10 protein-coding genes are annotated in these 18,698 nt (G+C 68.5%); 4 read left to right on the top strand and 6 right to left on the bottom strand.

Features of this window, described 5'->3' with window-relative positions; all coding sequences use genetic code 11:
• Window positions 1-132: 132 nt before the first annotated feature.
• Window positions 133-1,965: a monovalent cation:proton antiporter-2 (CPA2) family protein gene (locus ACTOWK_RS06685; protein ID WP_441329403.1), complete on the top strand. Its 1,833-nt coding sequence runs from the start codon at window positions 133-135 to the stop codon at window positions 1,963-1,965.
• A gap of 445 nt (window positions 1,966-2,410) precedes the next feature.
• On the opposite strand, the gene ACTOWK_RS06680 is transcribed toward ACTOWK_RS06685, so the two are convergent.
• From ACTOWK_RS06680 to ACTOWK_RS06665, 4 genes are all read right to left on the bottom strand, one after another.
• Window positions 2,411-5,752 (bottom strand): ankyrin repeat domain-containing protein, encoded by a 3,342-nt coding sequence (locus ACTOWK_RS06680; RefSeq protein WP_441329402.1) that lies wholly within the window; start codon window positions 5,750-5,752, stop codon window positions 2,411-2,413.
• Window positions 5,745-6,002: a YcgL domain-containing protein gene (locus ACTOWK_RS06675; RefSeq protein WP_441329548.1), complete on the bottom strand. Its 258-nt coding sequence runs from the start codon at window positions 6,000-6,002 to the stop codon at window positions 5,745-5,747. The genes ACTOWK_RS06680 and ACTOWK_RS06675 overlap by 8 nt, the downstream gene beginning before the upstream one ends.
• Window positions 6,003-6,209: 207 nt before the next feature.
• Window positions 6,210-7,214: a cytochrome d ubiquinol oxidase subunit II gene (gene cydB / locus ACTOWK_RS06670; protein ID WP_441329401.1), complete on the bottom strand. Its 1,005-nt coding sequence runs from the start codon at window positions 7,212-7,214 to the stop codon at window positions 6,210-6,212.
• A 72-nt stretch (window positions 7,215-7,286) separates the two neighbouring features.
• A complete protein-coding gene (locus ACTOWK_RS06665) occupies window positions 7,287-8,687 on the bottom strand; it encodes a cytochrome ubiquinol oxidase subunit I (RefSeq protein ID WP_441329400.1) in 1,401 nt (466 codons plus the stop codon).
• 515 nt (window positions 8,688-9,202) lie between these two features.
• Between ACTOWK_RS06665 and ACTOWK_RS06660 the strand changes: the two genes are divergently transcribed.
• Together ACTOWK_RS06660 and hemF are read left to right on the top strand one after the other, a co-directional pair.
• The gene (locus ACTOWK_RS06660; RefSeq protein ID WP_441329399.1) at window positions 9,203-11,593 is read left to right on the top strand and encodes a prolyl oligopeptidase family serine peptidase; all 2,391 of its coding nucleotides are present in this window, start codon (window positions 9,203-9,205) and stop codon (window positions 11,591-11,593) included.
• Between the two features lie 189 nt (window positions 11,594-11,782).
• Window positions 11,783-12,697: an oxygen-dependent coproporphyrinogen oxidase gene (gene hemF / locus ACTOWK_RS06655; RefSeq protein WP_441329398.1), complete on the top strand. Its 915-nt coding sequence runs from the start codon at window positions 11,783-11,785 to the stop codon at window positions 12,695-12,697.
• 94 nt (window positions 12,698-12,791) lie between these two features.
• Here hemF and ACTOWK_RS06650 read toward each other — a convergent pair whose 3' ends face one another.
• On the bottom strand, window positions 12,792-13,283 hold the full coding sequence (locus tag ACTOWK_RS06650; RefSeq protein ID WP_441329397.1) for a DUF421 domain-containing protein: 492 nt from the start codon (window positions 13,281-13,283) through the stop codon (window positions 12,792-12,794).
• A 267-nt stretch (window positions 13,284-13,550) separates the two neighbouring features.
• On the opposite strand from ACTOWK_RS06650, the gene ACTOWK_RS06645 reads away from it, so the two are divergent.
• Window positions 13,551-15,533 carry a TonB-dependent receptor domain-containing protein gene (locus ACTOWK_RS06645; RefSeq protein WP_441329396.1) on the top strand — a complete coding sequence of 661 codons (1,983 nt, stop codon included), beginning with the start codon at window positions 13,551-13,553 and terminating at the stop codon, window positions 15,531-15,533.
• Window positions 15,534-15,910: 377 nt separating this feature from the next.
• Here the strand turns inward: ACTOWK_RS06645 and polA are convergent, their stop codons facing one another.
• Window positions 15,911-18,682, bottom strand: a complete 2,772-nt coding sequence (gene polA, locus ACTOWK_RS06640) for a DNA polymerase I (RefSeq protein WP_441329395.1) — start codon at window positions 18,680-18,682, stop codon at window positions 15,911-15,913.
• Window positions 18,683-18,698 lie beyond the last annotated feature (16 nt).

The following is an 18,698-nucleotide window of genomic DNA, read 5'->3' as shown; positions in this document are numbered from 1 at the left end:
AATCCGGCCAGCGAGCAACCATTGCAAAGACCCGACGTCATCCTCCTTCGCTACGCAGCGTTGCGTAATGCAGCGCAGGTCCGATCGTCGCAGCCCCGGCGTATCGCGCCATAATCCCAGCCGGAGGTGCTCATGCACGGTGGCGGTCTCGAACTCGCGTTGTTGTTCCTGCTGGCCGCGGTCATCGCCGTGCCGGTGTTCCGTCGTTTCGGCCTGGGCGCGGTGCTCGGCTATCTGACCGCGGGCGTGGTGCTGGGCCCCTACGGGGTCAAGGTGATCCGCGACGCCGAGCCGGTGCTGGCGGCCTCGGAAATCGGCGTGGTGATGATGCTGTTCGTGATCGGCCTGGAACTGTCGCCGGCGCGCTTGCGGGTGATGCGCAAGCCGGTGTTCGGCGCCGGCGGTCTGCAGGTGCTGCTGAGCGGCCTGGCGCTGGGCGCGCTGGCGATGTTCGGCGGCCACATGGGCTGGAAGGCGGCGACCGTGGTCGGCCTCGGCCTGGCCCTGTCCTCGACCGCGGTCTGCCTGCAGCTGTTGTCCGAGCGCAAAGGCCTGGCCAGCGATTACGGCCGCCTCGCCTTCGCCATCCTGCTGTTCCAGGATCTCGCGGCGATTCCCTTGCTCGCCGCGATTCCGCTGCTCGGCAAGGCCGCCGCGGTCGAAGGCCTGAACTGGATGGCCGTGGCCAAGGCGGTCGGCGCGATCGCCGCGGTGGTGTTCGGCGGCCGCGTGCTGCTGCGCCAGGTGTTCCGTGTGGTGGCTCGCACGCAGATGCCCGAGGTCTTCACCGGCGCGGCCCTGCTGACCGTGCTCGGTTCGGCCTGGATCATGCAGATCGCCGGCCTCTCGGCCGGCCTCGGCGCCTTCCTCGCCGGCGTGCTGCTGGCCGATTCGGAATTCCGCCACGAGCTCGAATCGCAGATCGAGCCGTTCAAGGGCCTGCTGCTCGGCCTGTTCTTCATGGCCGTGGGCATGAGCATCGACCTGCAGCGGGTGCTGGCCGAGCCGGGCACCATCGCCAGCATCGTGCTGGTGCTGCTGTCGGTGAAGTTCATCCTGTTGTTCGGGGTCGGCCTCAGCGCCGGCGGGCTGGAGAAACGCGGGGCGTTCCAACTGGCGACGGTGATGTCGCTGGGCGGCGAGTTCGCCTTCATCGTCTTCAACGAAGCGGTCAAGGCCAACCTGCTCGACGACCCGACCCGCGACCGCCTGATCGCTGCGGTCGGCGTGTCGATGGCGCTGACCCCGCTGCTGATGATCGGCGCCCAGCGCATGCTCGACGCGGCACCGGCCGAGAAACCCAAACGGCCTTACGATGAAATTCCCGACCATCACCCACAAGTGTTGATCGCCGGCATGGGCCGTTTCGGCCAGATCGTCGCGCGCCTGCTGGTCGCGCACCGCACGCCGTTCATCGCCATCGAGAACAGCGCCGAGCAAGTCGATTTCATGCGCCGCTTCGGCAACATGATCTATTACGGCGACCCGGCCCGGCCCGAGTTGTTGCGCTCGGCCGGCGCGGCGCAGGTGAAGATCTTCGTGATCGCCATCGACGACCGCGACAGCGGCATCCGCACCGTGCGCACGATCCGTCGCCTGTACCCGAAAGCGAAAGTGTTCGCGCGCGCGCGCGATCGCCGCCACGCCTGGGAGCTGATGGACCTCGGCGCCGAACCGATGCGCGAGACCTTCCATTCCAGCCTCAAGCTCGGCGAAGACGTGCTGGTCGAACTCGGCGTCGCCCCGGAAACCGCACGCGACCACGTCGAACGCTTCCGCGAACTCGACGAGCGCATGCTCAATGCCCAGTACCTGGTCCACGACGACGAAGACGCGCTGATCCAGAGCGCCCGCGATGCGCGCAAGGAACTGGAAGAACTGTTCGACGCCGACCGCGGCCAAGGCCTGCTCGCCGACATGGTCGAGAAGCAAGGCCCGATGCCGGAGCATGTGACGCGGCATTGAGGGGCGTCGGTGTTGGCGGAATGATGCGGAGAACGCTCGCCCTTGCAGGAGCGACGTGAGCTGCGACATCGAGTTACTTTTGCCGTTGCCGTAATGAGCTCGGCGCAGTTCCGGACTTGCGATGTAACCGTAGACCCGGAGGGCGGCGCACAGGACGTGCGCCGTTTTCCGATAAGACAAGGATGTCTTATCGGAAAATCCCCGCGACAGCTGCGAACTCGCAGGGGAGCTTCGTCAAGGAAAGCCCTTTTCTTTGGTTACCTTTCTTTTGGGCTTAGCAAAAGAAAGTAACCCGGCCGCATCAGCGGACGGAAGCTTTAGACCTTGCTGTTGCTTCACCGCTCTGCGGCAAGCAACGCGGCGACGGTAAGCGGCGCGGTCGCGGCTCGCGCCGCTCCTACCCTTAGCAGCCGCAACCTCGGCCAGGTGCGAGGCGAGTCCGAACTCAGCCGCCCGGGCCGCGCAGGAAGCGCGCCATCGACACGTTGCCGCCGTTGCCCGGCGCCGGCGGGGTGAACTCGGCGGCGATGTCGATGAAGCCGCGCATCACCGCGATCTCGCGCGGGGTGCGGTTGAGCGCATCGCGCATGTCCGGGTTGGCGCCGTGGCGCATCAAACGCTGCACCACCCGCAACAGGCCGTGCAGCGCTGCCAGATGCAGCGGTCCGAAGCCGCGCGGGTCCTGGACCTCGAGCGAGGCATCGTGGTCGAGCAGCAGTTCCAGGCCGGCGATCAGCACGTCTTCGTCGGCCGCAGTGCCGGGTTCGGCGCGCGCGCCCAACAACAACAGCAACGGCGTCGCGCCGGCGGCGGATTGGTCGGCGTCGACGCCGGCCAGCAACAAGGTGTCGAACAAGGCCACCAGGCGGCTGCGCTCGCGCGCGGTGAAGCCGAACATCGCCGCGCAATGCAGGGCCATGCGGCCTTGCGCGTCGCGGGCATGGACGTCGGCACCGGCGGTCAGCAGGCGTGCGGCCAGGTCGGTCAGACCGAGCGCGCAGGCGACCATCAGCACGGTCAGGTCGCCGGGCAGGCGCTGCTCCAGCGAGGCGCCGGCGGCGACCAGGCGGTCGACGATCTCGGCATGGCGCATGCTGACCGCGGCCGACAGCGGAGTCGCGCCGGAATGCGCGGCGAGCTGCGGGTCGGCGCCGCGCGCGAGCAGCAGGTCGACGACGGCGCGATGACCGCCACCGGCGGCGCGCAGCAGCGCGGTGCAGCCCTGGCTGTCGAGCGCATCGACCGGCAGGCCGAGATCGAGCAGGCGGCGCACCGCGTCGGCGTCGCCGACGATGGCCGCGGCCGGGACGTCCTGGGCGTGCAAGGGGCGACGCGGCAGGGCCCAGCCGCGCCAGTCCAGCCAGTCGGCCAGGTCGCGGCGGCCCGAGGACAAGGCCACGCCGAGCGGGGTCTGGCCGTCGGCGGCGAGCAGGTCCGGCGCCGCGCCGTTGGCGACCAGGCGCTTGAGCATGCTCTCGCGGCCGAGCGCGGCGGCCAGGTGCAGGGCGCTCATGCCGTGGCTGTCGCGGGTGTTGAGGTCGACGCCGGCGGCGAGCAGACGTTCGAGCAGGCGCGGCCAACCCAGGCGCACCGCGATCGCCAGCGGCGGATCGCCGGCCGGGGTCGGCGAGAACACGTCGGCGCCGCGCTCGATCAGGTCGAGGGCGAACTGTTCCAGGCCACGCGTGGCCTGATCGCCGGCCGAACAGGTCGCCAGGAACCGGCCGAGGCCGCCGCGACCGGCCGGCGAGACACCGTGGCGCAGCAGAGCGTGCAAGGCCGGCAGCGCGGCCGGGGTGCGATCGAGCAAGGCGAACACCACGGTGTCGCCGTTCGTGTCGCGCACGTTGACGTCGGCGCCCTGGCCGAGCAGCCAGTCGATGCGCTCGGCCGAGGGGATCTGGCCGTCTTCTTCGTGCAGTTGCGCGCCGAGCTCGCTCGGGCTGAGCAGCTTGGCCAGGCCGGTCAACTCGGCGGCGCGGCCTTCGCGCAGGCCGTCGCGCAGCAGCGCGGCCGGCATGCGGTCGACGATCACGCGCTCGCCTTCACCGTCCTCGCTGTCGCCTTCGCCGCTGACCGCGGCCGGCAACGGATAGGCACGATCGAGCGCCGCCACCAGCGACCAGCGACCGGCCTCGGCGGCGCGGTCGACCGCGCGCTTGCCATGGCGGTCGCGCAGTTCCGGGTCGATGCCGAGGTCGAGCAGACGCACCACCAGCGGCGGCGAGGCGGTCTCGGCCTGGCAGGCCAGGATCAGCGCGCTGGCGCCGTCGGCGTCGAGCGCCGCGGCTTCGGCGACGCCGCCCTGCGGCAGGTGTTCGAGCAAACGTTCCAGCACCGCCGGGCGCGCGCCGCGCGCGGCCTCGAGCAACGGCGTGCGCTGTTGGGTGTCGATCGCGCCGGCGTCGGCGCCGGCGGCCAGCAAAGCCGTGACGATGTCGAGGTGGCCGGCGAACGCGGCCACGTGCAGGGCGCTGCGGCGCTGGCCGTCGCGGGCGTCGATGCGCGCCTTGTGCTTGAGCAGCAGTTGCACGCCGGCCGGGTCGTCTTCGTCGCCGCCGGCCGCGGCCAGCAGCGCCGGTGCACCGCCGGGCTGTTCGGTCTTGGCGCCGCGTTCGAGCAGGAACTTGGCCAGACGCCAGTTGCCGCTGGCGCAAGCCACGCCGAGCGGGGAGAAACCGTCGTAGTTGACCGGGTCGAGTTCGGCCTGGGCATCGCGCAACAAGGCGGCGACGCCGGGGTCGGAACTGCGCGAGGCATGGTGCAGCGGGGTGTTGCCTTCGTGATCGGCCAGGCGCGGGTCGGCGCCGTTGGCGAGCAGGGTCATGACCGCGTCGGGGCGGCCGTGCCAGCTGTCGCGGGTAGCGGCCAGCAGCGGGGTCATGCCGGCGGTGGCGGCGTTCAGATCGACGCCGGCGCCGATCAGGGCGCGCAGCAGGCGCAGGTCGGGCAGCACCGCGGCCAGCACCGGCAGGCTACGGCGGTCGCGGTCCTCGGCGGCCGGCAGCACGTTGACGTCGGCGCCGAGCTCGATCAGCTCCAGCGCACGCTCGACCTTGCCGGAGCGCGCGGCCGCGTACAGGGCCGGCTCCAGCGCTTCGTCGTCGCCGAGTTCGTCGACCTGGGTGACGGTGTCGAGTTCGGGGTCGAAATCGACGCCGGGCAGGTAGTCGGCCGGCGCGATCCGCTGCAGCAGCACGTGCAGGGCCGGCGAAGCCAGGGCGAACACCACCGCCAGGGTCCAGCGCAGGCCGTCGCTCAACAGGCCCGGCCAGGCCAGCACCAGGATCAGCCCGACCAGGCCGGCGACGATCGCCGCCACGCCGAGGCCGCGCCAGGCGCCGAGATCGAGATCGGGCAGCCGCGCCCATTGCGGCGCCAACGCCGCGCCTTCGCGCTCGGCTTCCTGCCACAGCGGCCACAGCCGCCACAGCGCCAACAGCACCAAGCCGGCGACCACGCTCAGGCCGAGCACCGCCAACAGCGAACCGCTTTGCAACAACGCGCTCAACGGCCAGGCCACCAACGCGGCGGTGGCGGCGGTCGCGCCGCCCCACAGCGTCGCCAGCACCGGCAATTCGCTGCGCCATTGCGGCGCGGCATCGCGCCGCTGCCACAGGCGCGCGGCGATCGCGAACGCCGGCTGCGCCAGGGCGCCGCCGATCAGCGCCGCCAACGCACCGCCGACGCTGCCGCCGAAACCGGTCGCCAGCGCCAGCACCAGGCCGGCGGCGAGCGCGAGGGCTAAATCGCGGGACGGGGCGCGCGGGGTCTGGGCCTCAGGCATCGGGTGTCCGCGCCTCCTCGAGGGCCGGCGGGAACTGGAGATGGAAACCGCGCAGGCGCAGATTCTCCCGGACCGCCGAGGCATCGGCGCGGGCGAGTTTGCGGTCCGCAGTCAGCGCGGTTTCGAGCACGAACTGCAGGGTGCCGAGTTGATCGCGGACAGCATCGGGCAAACGGGCGAAATCGTCGCGCTCGCTCAAAAATACATAGGTGTCTGCCTTGCGGAGACTTTTGTAAACGTAGGCTTGCATTGGGCGGGCGGTACGGCCGGGGGACGGGTTTTTCTGCGCCGCAGATGTGATGTACAGCATACCCGCCCGTCCGGGTGGCGCGAACCTGGGCGTTCAGCGCCAGGCGCAAGCCGAAGTGTTAGGACCGGCCCGCTTCGACGATCCCGTCGTGCGGACAGCGGCCCCGATGGGCGGCGTCCCGGTCCTACCTGCGAACGCCGGGCCGTATCAATGATACCCGGCGTCGGCGGCGATCTTGCCGCGGAACACGCGATACGACCAATACGTGTAGCCCAGGATCGCCGGCAGCAGCAGCACCAGCCCGGCCAGCACGAAACCCTGCGACGACGGCGGCGAGGCCGCGTCCCAGATCGACAGCCCCGGCACGATGTTCGGCCAGATCCCCAGCACCAGGCCGAGGAAGCCGAGCACGAAGAACAGCAGGGCGTAGACGAAGGGCTGGGCGTCGCTGCCTTCGCGCATCACCGCGCGCCACAGCGCGTAGGCGTTGCCGATCACCAGCAGCGGCACCGGGAACAGCCACAGGAAATTACCGCCCTCGAACCAGCGCGCCATGATCCGCGAGTCCAGGAACGGCAGCCAGGCGCTGACCAGGCCGATGAACGCCGCCACCACCAGCACCAGCGGCCGCGCCAGGGTGCGGGCGATCTGCTGCATGCGGCCGTCGGTCTTGAGGATCAGCCAGGTCGAGCCGAGCAGCGCATAACCGAACACCACCGCCACGCCGGTCAACATCGAGAACGGGCTGAACCAGTCGAACACGCCGCCGACGTACTTGCCTTCCTGCATGGGCATGCCCTCGACGATCGCACCGAGGATCAGGCCCTGGGCGAAGGCGCAGAACACCGAGCCCAGCGCGAACGCCGCGCCCCAGGCCGGCTTGGCGCGCCGCGCCTTGAAGCGGAACTCGAAGGCGACGCCGCGGAACACCAGCGCGATCAGCATCAACAGCACCGGCAAATACAACGCCGACAGCACCAGCGCATACGCCTTCGGGAATGCGGCGAGCAGGCCCGCACCGCCGAGCACCAGCCAGGTTTCGTTGCCGTCCCAGATCGGCGCGGCGGTGTTCATCATGTGATCGAGCTGGCCCTCGTCCTCGGCGAACGGCGCCAGGATGCCGAGGCCGAGCACGAAACCGTCGAGCAACACGTACATCAGCACGCCGAAGCCGATCACGCCGAACCAGATCACGGGCAGCCAGTATTCCATCGTCCTACTCCATCGTGCTTGCATGAGCGCGCACGGCCTCGGCCGCCGCGCGCCGGATCGTGCCGTTCGCGCCTAAGCGCCGGCTTCGCTGGATTCGTCGGGCAGCGACAGCGGCCGCGCCGGGGTCTTCTCGCCCTGCTCGCTGCGCGGTGGCGGTTCGTGCGGATGCGGGCCCTTGCGGATCAGCTTGACCAGATAGCCGATGCCGGCGCCGAACACGACGAAGTAGACCACCGCGAACACGATCAACGAGGTCATCACGCTGGCGGCCGCGATCGGGCTGACCGCATCGGCGGTGCGCAGCAGGCCGTAGATCACGTAGGGCTGGCGGCCGATCTCGACCACGTACCAACCCGACAGCAAGGCGACGAAACCGCTCAGGGTCAGCACCCGCCAGCCCCACAGCGCCGCGCGCGATTCGTACAAACGCCCGCGCCACCACTGCCACAGCGAGAACAGCACCAGCAGCAGCATCGCCACGCCGAGCCCGACCATGACGCGGAAGGCGTAGAACACCGGCTTGACCGGAGGCCGCTCGCTGGCCGGAACCGACTTGAGCGGTTGGATGTCGCCGTCGAGGCTGTGGGTAAGGATCAGGCTGCCAAGCTTCGGCACCGCGACCTCGTAATCGTTGCGCTCGGCCTTTTCGTTCGGCACCGCGAACAGGATCAGCGGCACGCCTTCGCCGGGCGCGCCCGACTCCCAGTGCGCTTCCATCGCCGCGACCTTGATCGGTTGGTGCTCGCGCACGTTCAAACCGTGCAGGTCGCCGACGAAGACCTGCGCCGGCACCGTGATCGCGGCGAAGATCACCGCTGCCTTGAGCATGCGCTTGCCGGCTTCGACGTGCACGCCGCGCAGCAGGTAGGACGCGGCGACGCCGCCGATCACGAAACACGTGGTGATGAAGGCCGCCAGCACCATGTGCGCGAGGCGATACGGGAACGAGGGATTGAACACGATGGCCCACCAACTGTCGGGCTCGAACACGCCTTCGACGATCTTGTAGCCGGCCGGCGTCTGCATCCAACTGTTGGCCGAGATGATCCAGAACGTCGAGATCAGCGTGCCCAGCGCGACCATGCAGGTGGCGAGGAAATGCATGCGTTCCTTGACCCGGCTCCATCCGAACAGCATCACGCCGAGGAAGGTCGCTTCGAGGAAGAACGCGGTCAGCACCTCGTAGGACAGCAGCGGCCCGAGAATGTTGCCGGCCTGTTCGCTGAGCACCGCCCAATTGGTGCCGAACTGGAAGCTCATGACGATGCCCGAGACCACGCCCATGCCGAACGAGACGGCGAAGACCTTGGTCCAGAAGAAATACAGATCGCGCCAGAGCGTGTCGCGGGTGCGCAGCCAGCGCCATTCGACGAACGCCAGCCAGCTGGCCAAGCCGATGGTGAAGGCTGGAAACAGGATATGAAACGAGATCACGAAGCCGAACTGGATACGCGACAGCAACAGGGCGTCCACGTGTATTGCCTCCACGGCGCCACAGTGCGCCGGCCTGTTCATCTTGCGCCGCAGCCTGGGCGCGGTAAACGCGGATTACGGCGATTTCGTCGAATCACATAAACCGCAAAGGCGTGATCGCGACGTGTTCATACGGCGCGAAAACGGCACCCTTGCGACCGGCGACACCGGCAAGAACGCGTCGCCTCAAGGCCTGGATGAGATCGCGAACGCACCGGTCCGGCCCGGGAATGCATCACGAAACCGCCCGAAGCCGGCCGGCCTCGTGCGACAAAATGCGACACGAACCCGAACCGGGCGCGCAACGCCTGCGAGAGGCGATTTGCGCCGGCCCGGCGACGCGCGTGAGGCCGGTTTCGGCAAAGCCGACGCGCCGGCCCGGACAGGTCGCCGATTCATCCGCCGTGCCCCTCGCCGCAGCGGGCGATCATCGGCCTGGGGCATGACCAACGGCCGGCCCGGCGGGCGCTATCGGGCTGCTACCCTGCGCGGACTTTTGTCCCAGAGCCCGCTCGATGCGCCTTTCCTTCGTCACGCTCGCCGCACTGCCCTGCGCGCTGCTCGCTTCCACCGCCTTCGCCCAGGCCGCCGCGCCGCTGACCCTGGCCGACACCATGGCCAACCCGGACTGGATCGGAGCGCCGGTCGAACGCGCCTGGTGGAGTTGGGACGGCCAGCGCGTGCAGTACCAGCTCAAGCGCGACGATTCGATCATCCGCGACACCTGGCAGGTCGGCGTCGCCGGCGGCGCGGCGCAGCGCCTCGACGGTGCCGCACGCAACGACCTCGACGGCCCCACCCCGGCCTACGATGCCCAGCGCACGCGCATGGCCTTCGTGCGCAACGGCGACATCTTCGTGCGCGACCTGCGCAGCGGTGCGCTGACCCAGGTCACCCGCAGCAACGACGCCGAGTCGCGGCCGCAGTGGAGCCGCGACGGCAACCTGGTGTTCCGCGTCGACAACCAGTGGTACCAGTGGCGCGCCGGCCAGGGCCTCAGCCAGGCCGCCCAGGTCCGCGCCGAGAACGACCCGGCCAAGGCGCCGAAAGCCGACGACCTGCGCGAACGCCAGCTCGCCATGCTGCAGACCCTGCGCGAGGACCGCGCCCAGCGCGACGCCGCACGCGAGCAGGACGAGGCCTGGCGCCGCAGCGACGGCAGCCGCGCGCCCAAGCCGACCTATCTCGGCGACGACGTCGAGATCGTCGACAGCGCGCTCTCGCCCGATGCGCGCTGGCTGCTCGTCGTCACCCAGGCCAAGAAGGGCGATGCCGGCGCCGCCGGCAAGATGCCCAAGTACGTGACCGAATCGGGCTACGAGGAATTCGAGGAAGTCCGCACCCGCGTCGGCCGCAACGAACCGCTGCCGCAGAAGCTGTGGCTGGTCGAGGTGGCCAACGCCAAGGCCAGCGAACTCAAGTTCGGCGGCCTGCCCGGCATCGGCGAGGACCCGCTCGCCGCGCTGCGCAAGGCGGCCAAGAAAGACCCGCTGAAGGGCGAACGCCCGGTCCGCATCGAGACCGACGGCGACGGCAGCGGCGTCTCGATCCGCTGGAGCGACGACGGCCGCCAGGCCGCGGTGCTGGTGCGCGCGATCGACAACAAGGACCGCTGGCTGGCCTCGGTCGACCTCGGCAAGGCCGCGCTGCAGACCCGCCACCGCCTGACCGACGCGGCCTGGATCGGCTGGAACTTCAACGATTTCGGCTGGCTGCCCGACTCCGGCAAGGGCGAGAGCGAGCTGTGGCTGCTGTCGGAACAGAGCGGCTACTCGCACCTGTACGTCGCCAGCGGTAACGGCGCGCCGCGCGCGATCACCTCCGGCCGCTGGGAAGCCTCCGAGCCGGAACTGAGCGCCGACGGCAAGACCTTCTTCTTCCTGTGCAACCGCAAGTGGCCCGGCGACTACGAAGTCTGCGCGGTCGACCGCAACGGCGGCGCGGTGCGCGAAGTGACCGCGCTCGACGGCGTCGAGAACTTCATGCTCTCGCCCGACGGCCGCAAGGTACTGGTGCGCCATTCCGACAGTTACACCCCGCCGCAGCTCGCCGTGGTCGACAGCAGCGGCGAAAACACCGTCGCCCTGACCGACACCCGCAAGCCGGGCTTCCGCGCGCGCGAGTGGATCCAGCCCGAGTACGTGCAGGTGCCGTCCAAGCACGGCGCCGGCACGGTCTGGGGCAAGTTCTACGGGCCGAAGAATTACGAACCGGGCAAGAAGTATCCGATCGTGATGTTCGTGCACGGCGCCGGTTATCTGCAGAACGTCAGCGCGCGTTACCCGAACTACTTCCGCGAGCAGATGTTCCACAACCTGCTGGTCCAGGAAGGCTATGTCGTGCTCGACCTCGATTACCGCGCCTCCGAAGGCTACGGCCGCGACTGGCGCACCGCGATCTACCGGCAGATGGGCCATCCGGAACTCGAGGATTACCTGGACGGCCTGGAGTGGCTGGTCGCCAACAAGCAGGGCGACCGCGACCATGCCGGCATCTATGGCGGCTCCTACGGCGGCTTCATGACCTTCATGGCCCTGTTCCGCGAACCCGGCACCTTCAAGGCCGGCGCCGCGCTGCGCCCGGTCGCCGACTGGTCGCAGTACAACCACGAATACACCTCGAACATCCTCAACACCCCCGAGCTCGACCCGGAGGCCTACAAGAAGTCCTCGCCGATCGAATACGCCGGCGGCCTCAAGGATCACCTGCTGATCGCCCACGGCATGATCGACGACAACGTGTTCTTCAAGGACTCGGTGATGCTGAGCCAACGCCTGATCGAGCTGCGCAAGGACAAGTGGGAACTCGCGCCCTACCCGATGGAGCGCCACAGCTTCGTGCGGCCGGATTCGTGGTACGACGAGTACCGGCGTATCCATGAGTTGTTCGGTCGGACGTTGAAGTGAGCCGGAGCTAGGAACCCGTAACGCGTACGGAGGAACGAGGAACGAGTGGAGCCGGGCGCCCGCGACTGGTTTCTCGTTCCTAATTACTACTTGCTAGCTCCTCGTTCCTAAACCGCCTGCGGCCTGACGCCGCACGTGCCGGCCGACTCAGATCGAATCCGCACCCGGCAACGCCGTTAGAATGTCGCCATGAACGATTTCGACCGCGTACGCGACTATCTCTCCGGCCTGCAGGACCGCCTGTGCGCCGCCATCGAACAGGCCGACGGCGGCGCGCGTTTCGCCGAGGACCTGTGGCAACGCGCCGAGGGCGGCGGCGGACGCACCCGCATCCTGCGCGGCGGCAACGTATTCGAGCAGGCCGGGATCGGCTTTTCCGACGTCTCCGGCACGACCTTGCCGCCGTCGGCGACCGCGGCGCGGCCGGAACTCGCCGGCGCCTCGTGGCGCGCGGTCGGGGTGTCGCTGGTGTTCCATCCGCACAACCCCTACCTGCCGACCACCCACGCCAACGTGCGCCACTTCCGCGCCATGCGCGACGGCGAGACCGTGGCCTGGTGGTTCGGCGGCGGGTTCGACCTGACCCCGTTCTACCCTTTCGACGAAGACGTACGCCATTGGCACGGCACGGCGCGCGGGCTGTGCGAACCCTTCGGCGGCGACGAACGCTACCAGGCGCACAAGCGCTGGTGCGACGAGTACTTCTTCCTCAAGCACCGTAACGAGACCCGCGGCGTCGGCGGCCTGTTCTTCGACGACCTGCACGGCGACTTCGAACGCGACTTCGCCTATCAGCGCGCAGTCGGCGACGGCTTCCTCGACGCCTACCTGCCGCTGGTCGAACGCCGCAAGGACATGCCCTACGGCGAGCGCGAGCGACAGTTCCAGCTGTATCGCCGCGGCCGCTACGTCGAGTTCAACCTGGTGTTCGACCGCGGCACCTTGTTCGGCCTGCAGTCGGGCGGACGCACCGAGTCGATCCTGATGAGCCTGCCGCCGTTGGTGCGTTGGGAATATGGCTTCCAGCCCGAACCCGACAGCGACGAAGCGCGGCTGGCCGGGTATCTGGTGCCGCGCGATTGGCTGGGCGAAGCCGGCGCCTGATCCGACCGCTGTAGGAGCGGCGTGAGCGACCGGGATATTCGGCTTGCTGGCAATAGGCAGCCGTCGCCGCAACCGTAATTCGCGGTCGCGGCAGTCAAGGTACCGCGGACTCCTGCGGCTTGTGCAGAATCGTGATGTGGCCATTGGTCTCCAGCATCGCCACCGCGATGTCGTCGATTTCGGCGCAATCGTTCTCGCGCATCGCCTTGTCGAAATCGGCGCGACTGACCAGCTCGCGGCGCAGCACGTCGCGAAACACGTGGCCGTCGCGCGCGAGCACCACCGGCACGCCTTCGAGCACGCGTTCGATGCGGTCGTTGCGCGCGGCGAGATAGCCCACGCCCCAGTTCAACAACATCAGGGTCGCGGCCAGGATCAGGCCGCCGCCGACCGAGGTGTCGGTCCCGAGCAAGGCGTTCTGCACCGCGTTGCCGAGCAGCACGATCAGCAGCATGTCGAACGAGGTGAACTGGCCCATCGTGCGCTTGCCCGACAGCCGGATCATCGCCAGCAAGACGAAATAGACGATGCAGGCGCGCACCAGGTACTGCCACCACGGCATCGACAGATCGAAGGCGTCGGACATGGACAGGGCTCCGGAAGGCGAGGCCCGATTGTGGCCCGCCGGGCCGTGCATCGGGCGTCATCGCCTGGCGCGAGATGCGATAGCCGTCGCGGATCGGCGCTTGTTGATCATGATTCGCATTTGCATCCTTGGGACGAGGACCGCAGAATGCGCAGGCTTCGCCCGCCCGGGGTCCTCTAGCCAGCGCGAAGCCTTCCCTGCCCAGCGTCCGTCTGCGCCGTTCCGGCCGCAGGCGTTTGCGCGCCCAATCCGAAGGAACGCCGCCTCATGTCCGCCCCGTCTTCGCGTTTGCTGTCCGGTCTGGCCCTGCTGGCCTGCGCCCCGCTCGCTTACTCCGCCGAGGCCGGCGACGACGCACGCACCCTGGATTCGATCACCGTGGTCGCCGAACGCGAGCCGGGTAATTTCGATCTCGACCGCGGCGAGATCGAGCTGACTCAGGCCTCCGACCTCAGCGACCTGCTGTCCAACGAATCCGGCGTCGCCGTCGGCGGCGGCTCGCCGGTCGCGCAGAAGATCTACGTGCGCGGCTTCGAAGACACCCTGCTCAACGTCACCATCGACGGCGCCCAGGAACCGGCCGAGCTCTATCACCACCAGACCCGGGTCCAGATCGAACCGGAGTTCGTCAAGTCGATCGAACTCGACGCCGGCGCCGGCGCGGCCACCGGCGGCGCCGGCGCGCTGACCGGCGCGCTGCGCGTGCGCACCCGCGATGCCTTCGACCTGCTGCGCCCGGGCCAGGACGCCGGCTTCCTGGTCAAGGCCGCGGCCGGCCTCAACGGCGGCAACAGCTACAAGGGCGTGCTGGCCGGCTACGGCCGATTGTCCGAAGGCCTCGGCGTGCTCGCCACCTACGTCTATCAGGACGGCGGCGATTACGACGACGGCCACGGCGACCGGGTCAAGCCGACCGCGTACCGACACGAGCGCGCCCAGTTCAAGCTCAGCGGCCTGTTCGATGCGCACAGCTTCGACCTGTCGGCCGAGCACCTCGACGACACCGGCACGTATTACGAACGCCCGCACATGACCAACTTCAGCGGCCGCTTCGTCCTGTCCGACCACCAGATGCGCCGCGACACGGTGTCCTACGAGCACCGCTACGACCCCGACAGCGACGCGCTCGACCTGCGCCTCAACGCCTACCGCACCCGCAGCGAGTACCAGAATCGCCGCAACACCACCGGCCTGCTCTACAGCGCCGGCGAACAGACCAGCACCGGCCTGGACCTGCGCAATACCGCGCTGCGGCAGTCGTTGTCGCTGACCTACGGCCTGGACTACCGCAGCGACCGCCTGCATGCGCGCCAGCAGGCCACGCCGCCGCCGTTCTGGGGCCGCACCGAACAGACCGCCCGCGTGTTCGGCGTCTACGCCCAGGGCGACTGGGACGTGTCGCCGCAGTGGAAGCTGTCGGCCGGCCTGCGCTACGACGATTACCGCCACAAGGGCGTGTCCGGCGTCAGCGCCGGCGCCTCCAACGACGAGTCCAAGCTCAGCCCGAATCTGTCGATCGCGTGGACGCCGATCGAGCCGTTGAGCTTCCGCCTGGCCTATTCGGAAGCCTTCCGCGGCGTGACCATCCGCGAAGCCTTCTTCAGCGCGCTCTACACCCACCGCGGCGATCTCGAAGGCGAACGCGCCGACAACCTCGAATTCGGCGTGTCCTGGGAACGCAACGGCTACTTCGCCCGCGCCACCGCCTTCCGCCAGAACATCGAGCACTACATCTCGGCGGTGTACTCGGGCCAGGCGGCCTGGGGCTACTGGGAGAATATCGGCGACGCCAAGGTCGAAGGCTACGAGGCCGAGATCGGCAAGCGCTGGCAACGCACGGGCGTAAGCGTCGGCGTGTGGCAGTCGGACAATACCTTCGACGACCGTCCGCTCAACGACGCCGACCTCGGCCTGGGCACCGGCATCGGCCGCACCTGGACCGCGCGCTACGACTGGCAGCCCGTGTCCGGGCAAGCCAACTACGCGGTGCGCGCGCGCCTGGTCGAGGACGAGCGCAACAGCATCGCCGCCGATGCGCCCGACAAACCGGGCTACGCGGTGGTCGACCTGATGGCGAACTGGAATCTGCTCGGCGACGATCGTCTGAAACTCGGCGCCGCGGTCAACAATCTGTTCGATCGTTTTTATTACGACCACGGCAGTTACGGTTATCAGGCCGGTTCGAAAAGTTATATCGGTTTCCCGTCGCCGGGTCGCGAACTGTCGTTGTCGCTGACGTATCGATTCTGAGGATGCATCGATTCCGAGACGGCGCGCTTGCGTACGCATCGGCGATTAATAGCGCAGCTCTCGACGACGCCTTGCGGGGCGCGCTTAACGCAGGCCTGGCCTGCGTTAAGCGTATTCAGTAAACTTTCTGCCGCACAATAAAAAGCCCCGCAGGCAGGGGGGGCCGGCGGGGCTGGTGGAGCGTGACCTGGGGAGGGGTCGTTCGCTCCGGGGGATCACTCCAGGGGAGGGAGAGATCAGCGACAGACGTTGCATCTGTCGCGACCTATATGACCACTCCGCACATGGATAGTTCGTGAAGATGGGAGTTAATAAATTGTTGGATTCAGGACTGATTCATTAAACCAATTCCAGCAAAATCAATGGTTTCCGCATAATCAATGCGCTTCATCCCAATTAATTCCAACCCCGCTGTCGACGACCAACGGTACCCGCAGGCTGGCCGCCCCGGCCATCCGGCGTGAAGCCTCGCCGACCAGGGTCTCGACGAAATCGGCATCGACCTCGAACACCAGTTCGTCGTGGACCTGCAGGATCATCTTCGCCCGGCTCGCATGCGCGGCCAGCCAGGCGTCGATGTCGATCATCGCGCGCTTGATGATGTCGGCCGCGGTGCCCTGCATCGGCGCGTTGATCGCGGCGCGTTCGGCGCCCGCGCGCAGGCCCTGGTTGCTGGCCTTGATGTTCTCCAGATACAGGCGCCGGCCGAACACCGTCTCGACGTAGCCGCGATCGCGCGCATCCTGGCGGGTGCGTTCCATGAAATCGCGCACGCCGGGATAGCGGCTGAAATACAGCGCGATGTAGTCCTGCGCTTCGCCGCGGCCGATGCCGAGCTGGCGCGCCAGACCGAACGCGCTCATGCCGTACATCAGGCCGAAGTTGATCGCCTTGGCGGCGCGGCGTTCGTTGCCGCTGACCTCGTCGAGGGACTTCTTGCCGAACACTTCGGCCGCGGTCGCGCGGTGCACGTCGGCGCCGGACTCGAACGCGCGCACCAGACCGACGTCCTCGGACAGGTGGGCCATGATGCGCAGCTCGATCTGCGAATAGTCGCAGGCGACCAGGCGCCGGCCTTCGGGCGCGACGAAGGCGCGGCGGATGCGGCGGCCGTCGTCGGTGCGGATCGGGATGTTCTGTAGGTTCGGGTCGCTCGACGCCAGGCGCCCGGTCGCGGCGCCGGCCTGGTGATAGCTGGTGTGCACGCGACCGGTGTCCGGGTTGACCATCTCCGACAGCTTGTCGGTGTAGGTGCTGCGCAGTTTCGCCAGGCCGCGGTATTCGAGGATCACCCGCGGCAGCTCGTGCTGGTCGGCGATCGCTTCGAGCGCTTCCTCGTTCGTGCTCGGCTGCCCGGTCGGGGTCTTCACCAGCACCGGCAGCTTCAACTCGTCGAACAACAGCGCCTGCAACTGCTTAGGCGAATCCAGGTTGAAGGTGCGCCCGGCCAGCTCGGTGGCCTTGATCTGCGCGTCGAGCATGCGCTTGCCGAGGTCCTGCGACTGCCGGCGCAGCTCGTCGCCGTCGATCATCACGCCGTTGGCCTCGATGCGTTCGAGCACCGGCACCAGCGGCATCTCGATCTCGCGGTAGACGCGTTCGAGTTCCGGCTCGGCGGCCAGGCGCGCGCTGAGCACGCGGTGCAGGCGCAGGGTCACGTCGGCATCCTCGGCGGCGTAGCGGGTGGCGTCGTCGATGGCGACCTGCGAGAACGCAATCGCCTTGGCGCCCTTGCCGGCGACATCGGCGTATTTGATGGTGTCGTAGCCGAGATAACGTTTGGCCAGCGAGTCCATGTCGTGGCGGCTGGCGGTGGCGTTGTAGACGAAGCTCTCGAGCATCGTGTCGTCGGCATAACCAAGCAGGTCGACGCCGTGCCGGCGCAGCACGTGCAGGTCGTACTTGCCGTGCTGGCCGAGCTTGCGCCGGGCCGGGTCAGTCAGCACCGGACGCAGCGCATCGAGCACCGCGGTGCGGTCGAGCTGGGCCGGCGCGCCGGGGTAGTCGTGGCCGAGCGGGATGTATACCGCGCGCCCGGTCTCGGTGGCGAAGCTCAGGCCGACCAGGTTGGCGCGCATCGGGTCGAGCGAATCGGTCTCGCTGTCGAAGGCGAACTCGTCGGCCGCCTGCAGCGCCGCCACCAAGGCATCGAGCTGCGGCTGGGTGGTCACCGCCTCGTACTCGCCCTTGGCCGACAGGGCCGCGTCCGGGGCCTCGGCGCTCGCCGAGGCGCGCGCATGGCCGGCCGCGGTCGCGCGCAAGCCGGCGCGGTCGGCGGCGATTTCGTTGGCGGTCGCGTTGGCGCCGCCTTCGAGCTCGCGCAGCGCCTGCTTGAAGCCGTAGCGCGCGTACAGGGTGCGCAGCGCCTCGGCGTCGCGCTCGCGCAAGGCCAGTTGCTCGGGGCTGCGATCGAGCGCTACGTCGGTCTTGATCGTGGTCAGCTGGCGGTTGAGCGGCAGGCGATCGACCGCGGCGCGCAGGTTGTCGCCGATCTTGCCCTTGATCTCGCCGGCGTGGGCGATGACGTTTTCCAGGGTGCCGTACTCGCCGAGCCACTTGGCCGCGGTCTTGGGCCCGCATTTATCGACGCCGGGGATGTTGTCGACGCTGTCGCCCATCAGCGACAGCAGGTCGATGATCTGGTTGGGCTGCACGCCGAACTTGGCGAACACCGCCTCGTCGGAATCCATGCGGCTGCCGCTCATGGTGTTGACCAGGGCCACGCCCGGGCGCACCAGTTGGGCGAAGTCCTTGTCGCCGGTCGAGATGGTGACCTCGATGCCGGCGCTCGCGGCCTGCAGCGCCAGCGTGCCGATCACGTCGTCGGCCTCGACCCCGTCGATGCGCAGGATCGGCAGGCCGAGCGCCTCGACGATCGCGCACATCGGCAGCACCTGCGCGCGCAAGTCGTCCGGCATCGGCGGGCGATTGGCCTTGTACTGCGGGAAGAGATCGTCGCGAAAGGTCTTGCCCGGCGCGTCGACCACGAAGGCCACGTAGTCGGGCCGTTCGTTCAAGGTCGAGCGCAGCATGTTGACCACGCCGAACAATGCGCCGGTCGGTTCGCCGGCGTCGTTGTTCAGCGGCGGCAACGCATGGAAGGCGCGGTAGAGGTAGCTGGAGCCATCGATCAGGACGAGTCTTTTCATGCCGGCGATTCTACGC

The organism is Lysobacter sp. CA196 (assembly GCF_052078695.1).
Lineage (GTDB): Bacteria > Pseudomonadota > Gammaproteobacteria > Xanthomonadales > Xanthomonadaceae > Lysobacter.
The sequence above is the reverse complement of the archived record's forward strand: the minus strand, read 5'-3'. Positions and strand labels throughout refer to the sequence as shown.

Excerpts from the sequence above, each read along its gene's own strand:
- ACTOWK_RS06685 (WP_441329403.1), top strand. The coding sequence starts at position 133 with ATGCACGGTGGCGGTCTCGAACTCGCGTTGTTGTTCCTGCTGGCCGCG.
- ACTOWK_RS06680 (WP_441329402.1), bottom strand. The coding sequence starts at position 5,752 with ATGCCTGAGGCCCAGACCCCGCGCGCCCCGTCCCGCGATTTAGCCCTC.
- ACTOWK_RS06675 (WP_441329548.1), bottom strand. The coding sequence starts at position 6,002 with ATGCAAGCCTACGTTTACAAAAGTCTCCGCAAGGCAGACACCTATGTA.
- cydB (WP_441329401.1), bottom strand. The coding sequence starts at position 7,214 with ATGGAATACTGGCTGCCCGTGATCTGGTTCGGCGTGATCGGCTTCGGC.
- ACTOWK_RS06660 (WP_441329399.1), top strand. The coding sequence starts at position 9,203 with ATGCGCCTTTCCTTCGTCACGCTCGCCGCACTGCCCTGCGCGCTGCTC.
- hemF (WP_441329398.1), top strand. The coding sequence starts at position 11,783 with ATGAACGATTTCGACCGCGTACGCGACTATCTCTCCGGCCTGCAGGAC.
- ACTOWK_RS06650 (WP_441329397.1), bottom strand. The coding sequence starts at position 13,283 with ATGTCCGACGCCTTCGATCTGTCGATGCCGTGGTGGCAGTACCTGGTG.
- ACTOWK_RS06645 (WP_441329396.1), top strand. The coding sequence starts at position 13,551 with ATGTCCGCCCCGTCTTCGCGTTTGCTGTCCGGTCTGGCCCTGCTGGCC.
- polA (WP_441329395.1), bottom strand. The coding sequence starts at position 18,682 with ATGAAAAGACTCGTCCTGATCGATGGCTCCAGCTACCTCTACCGCGCC.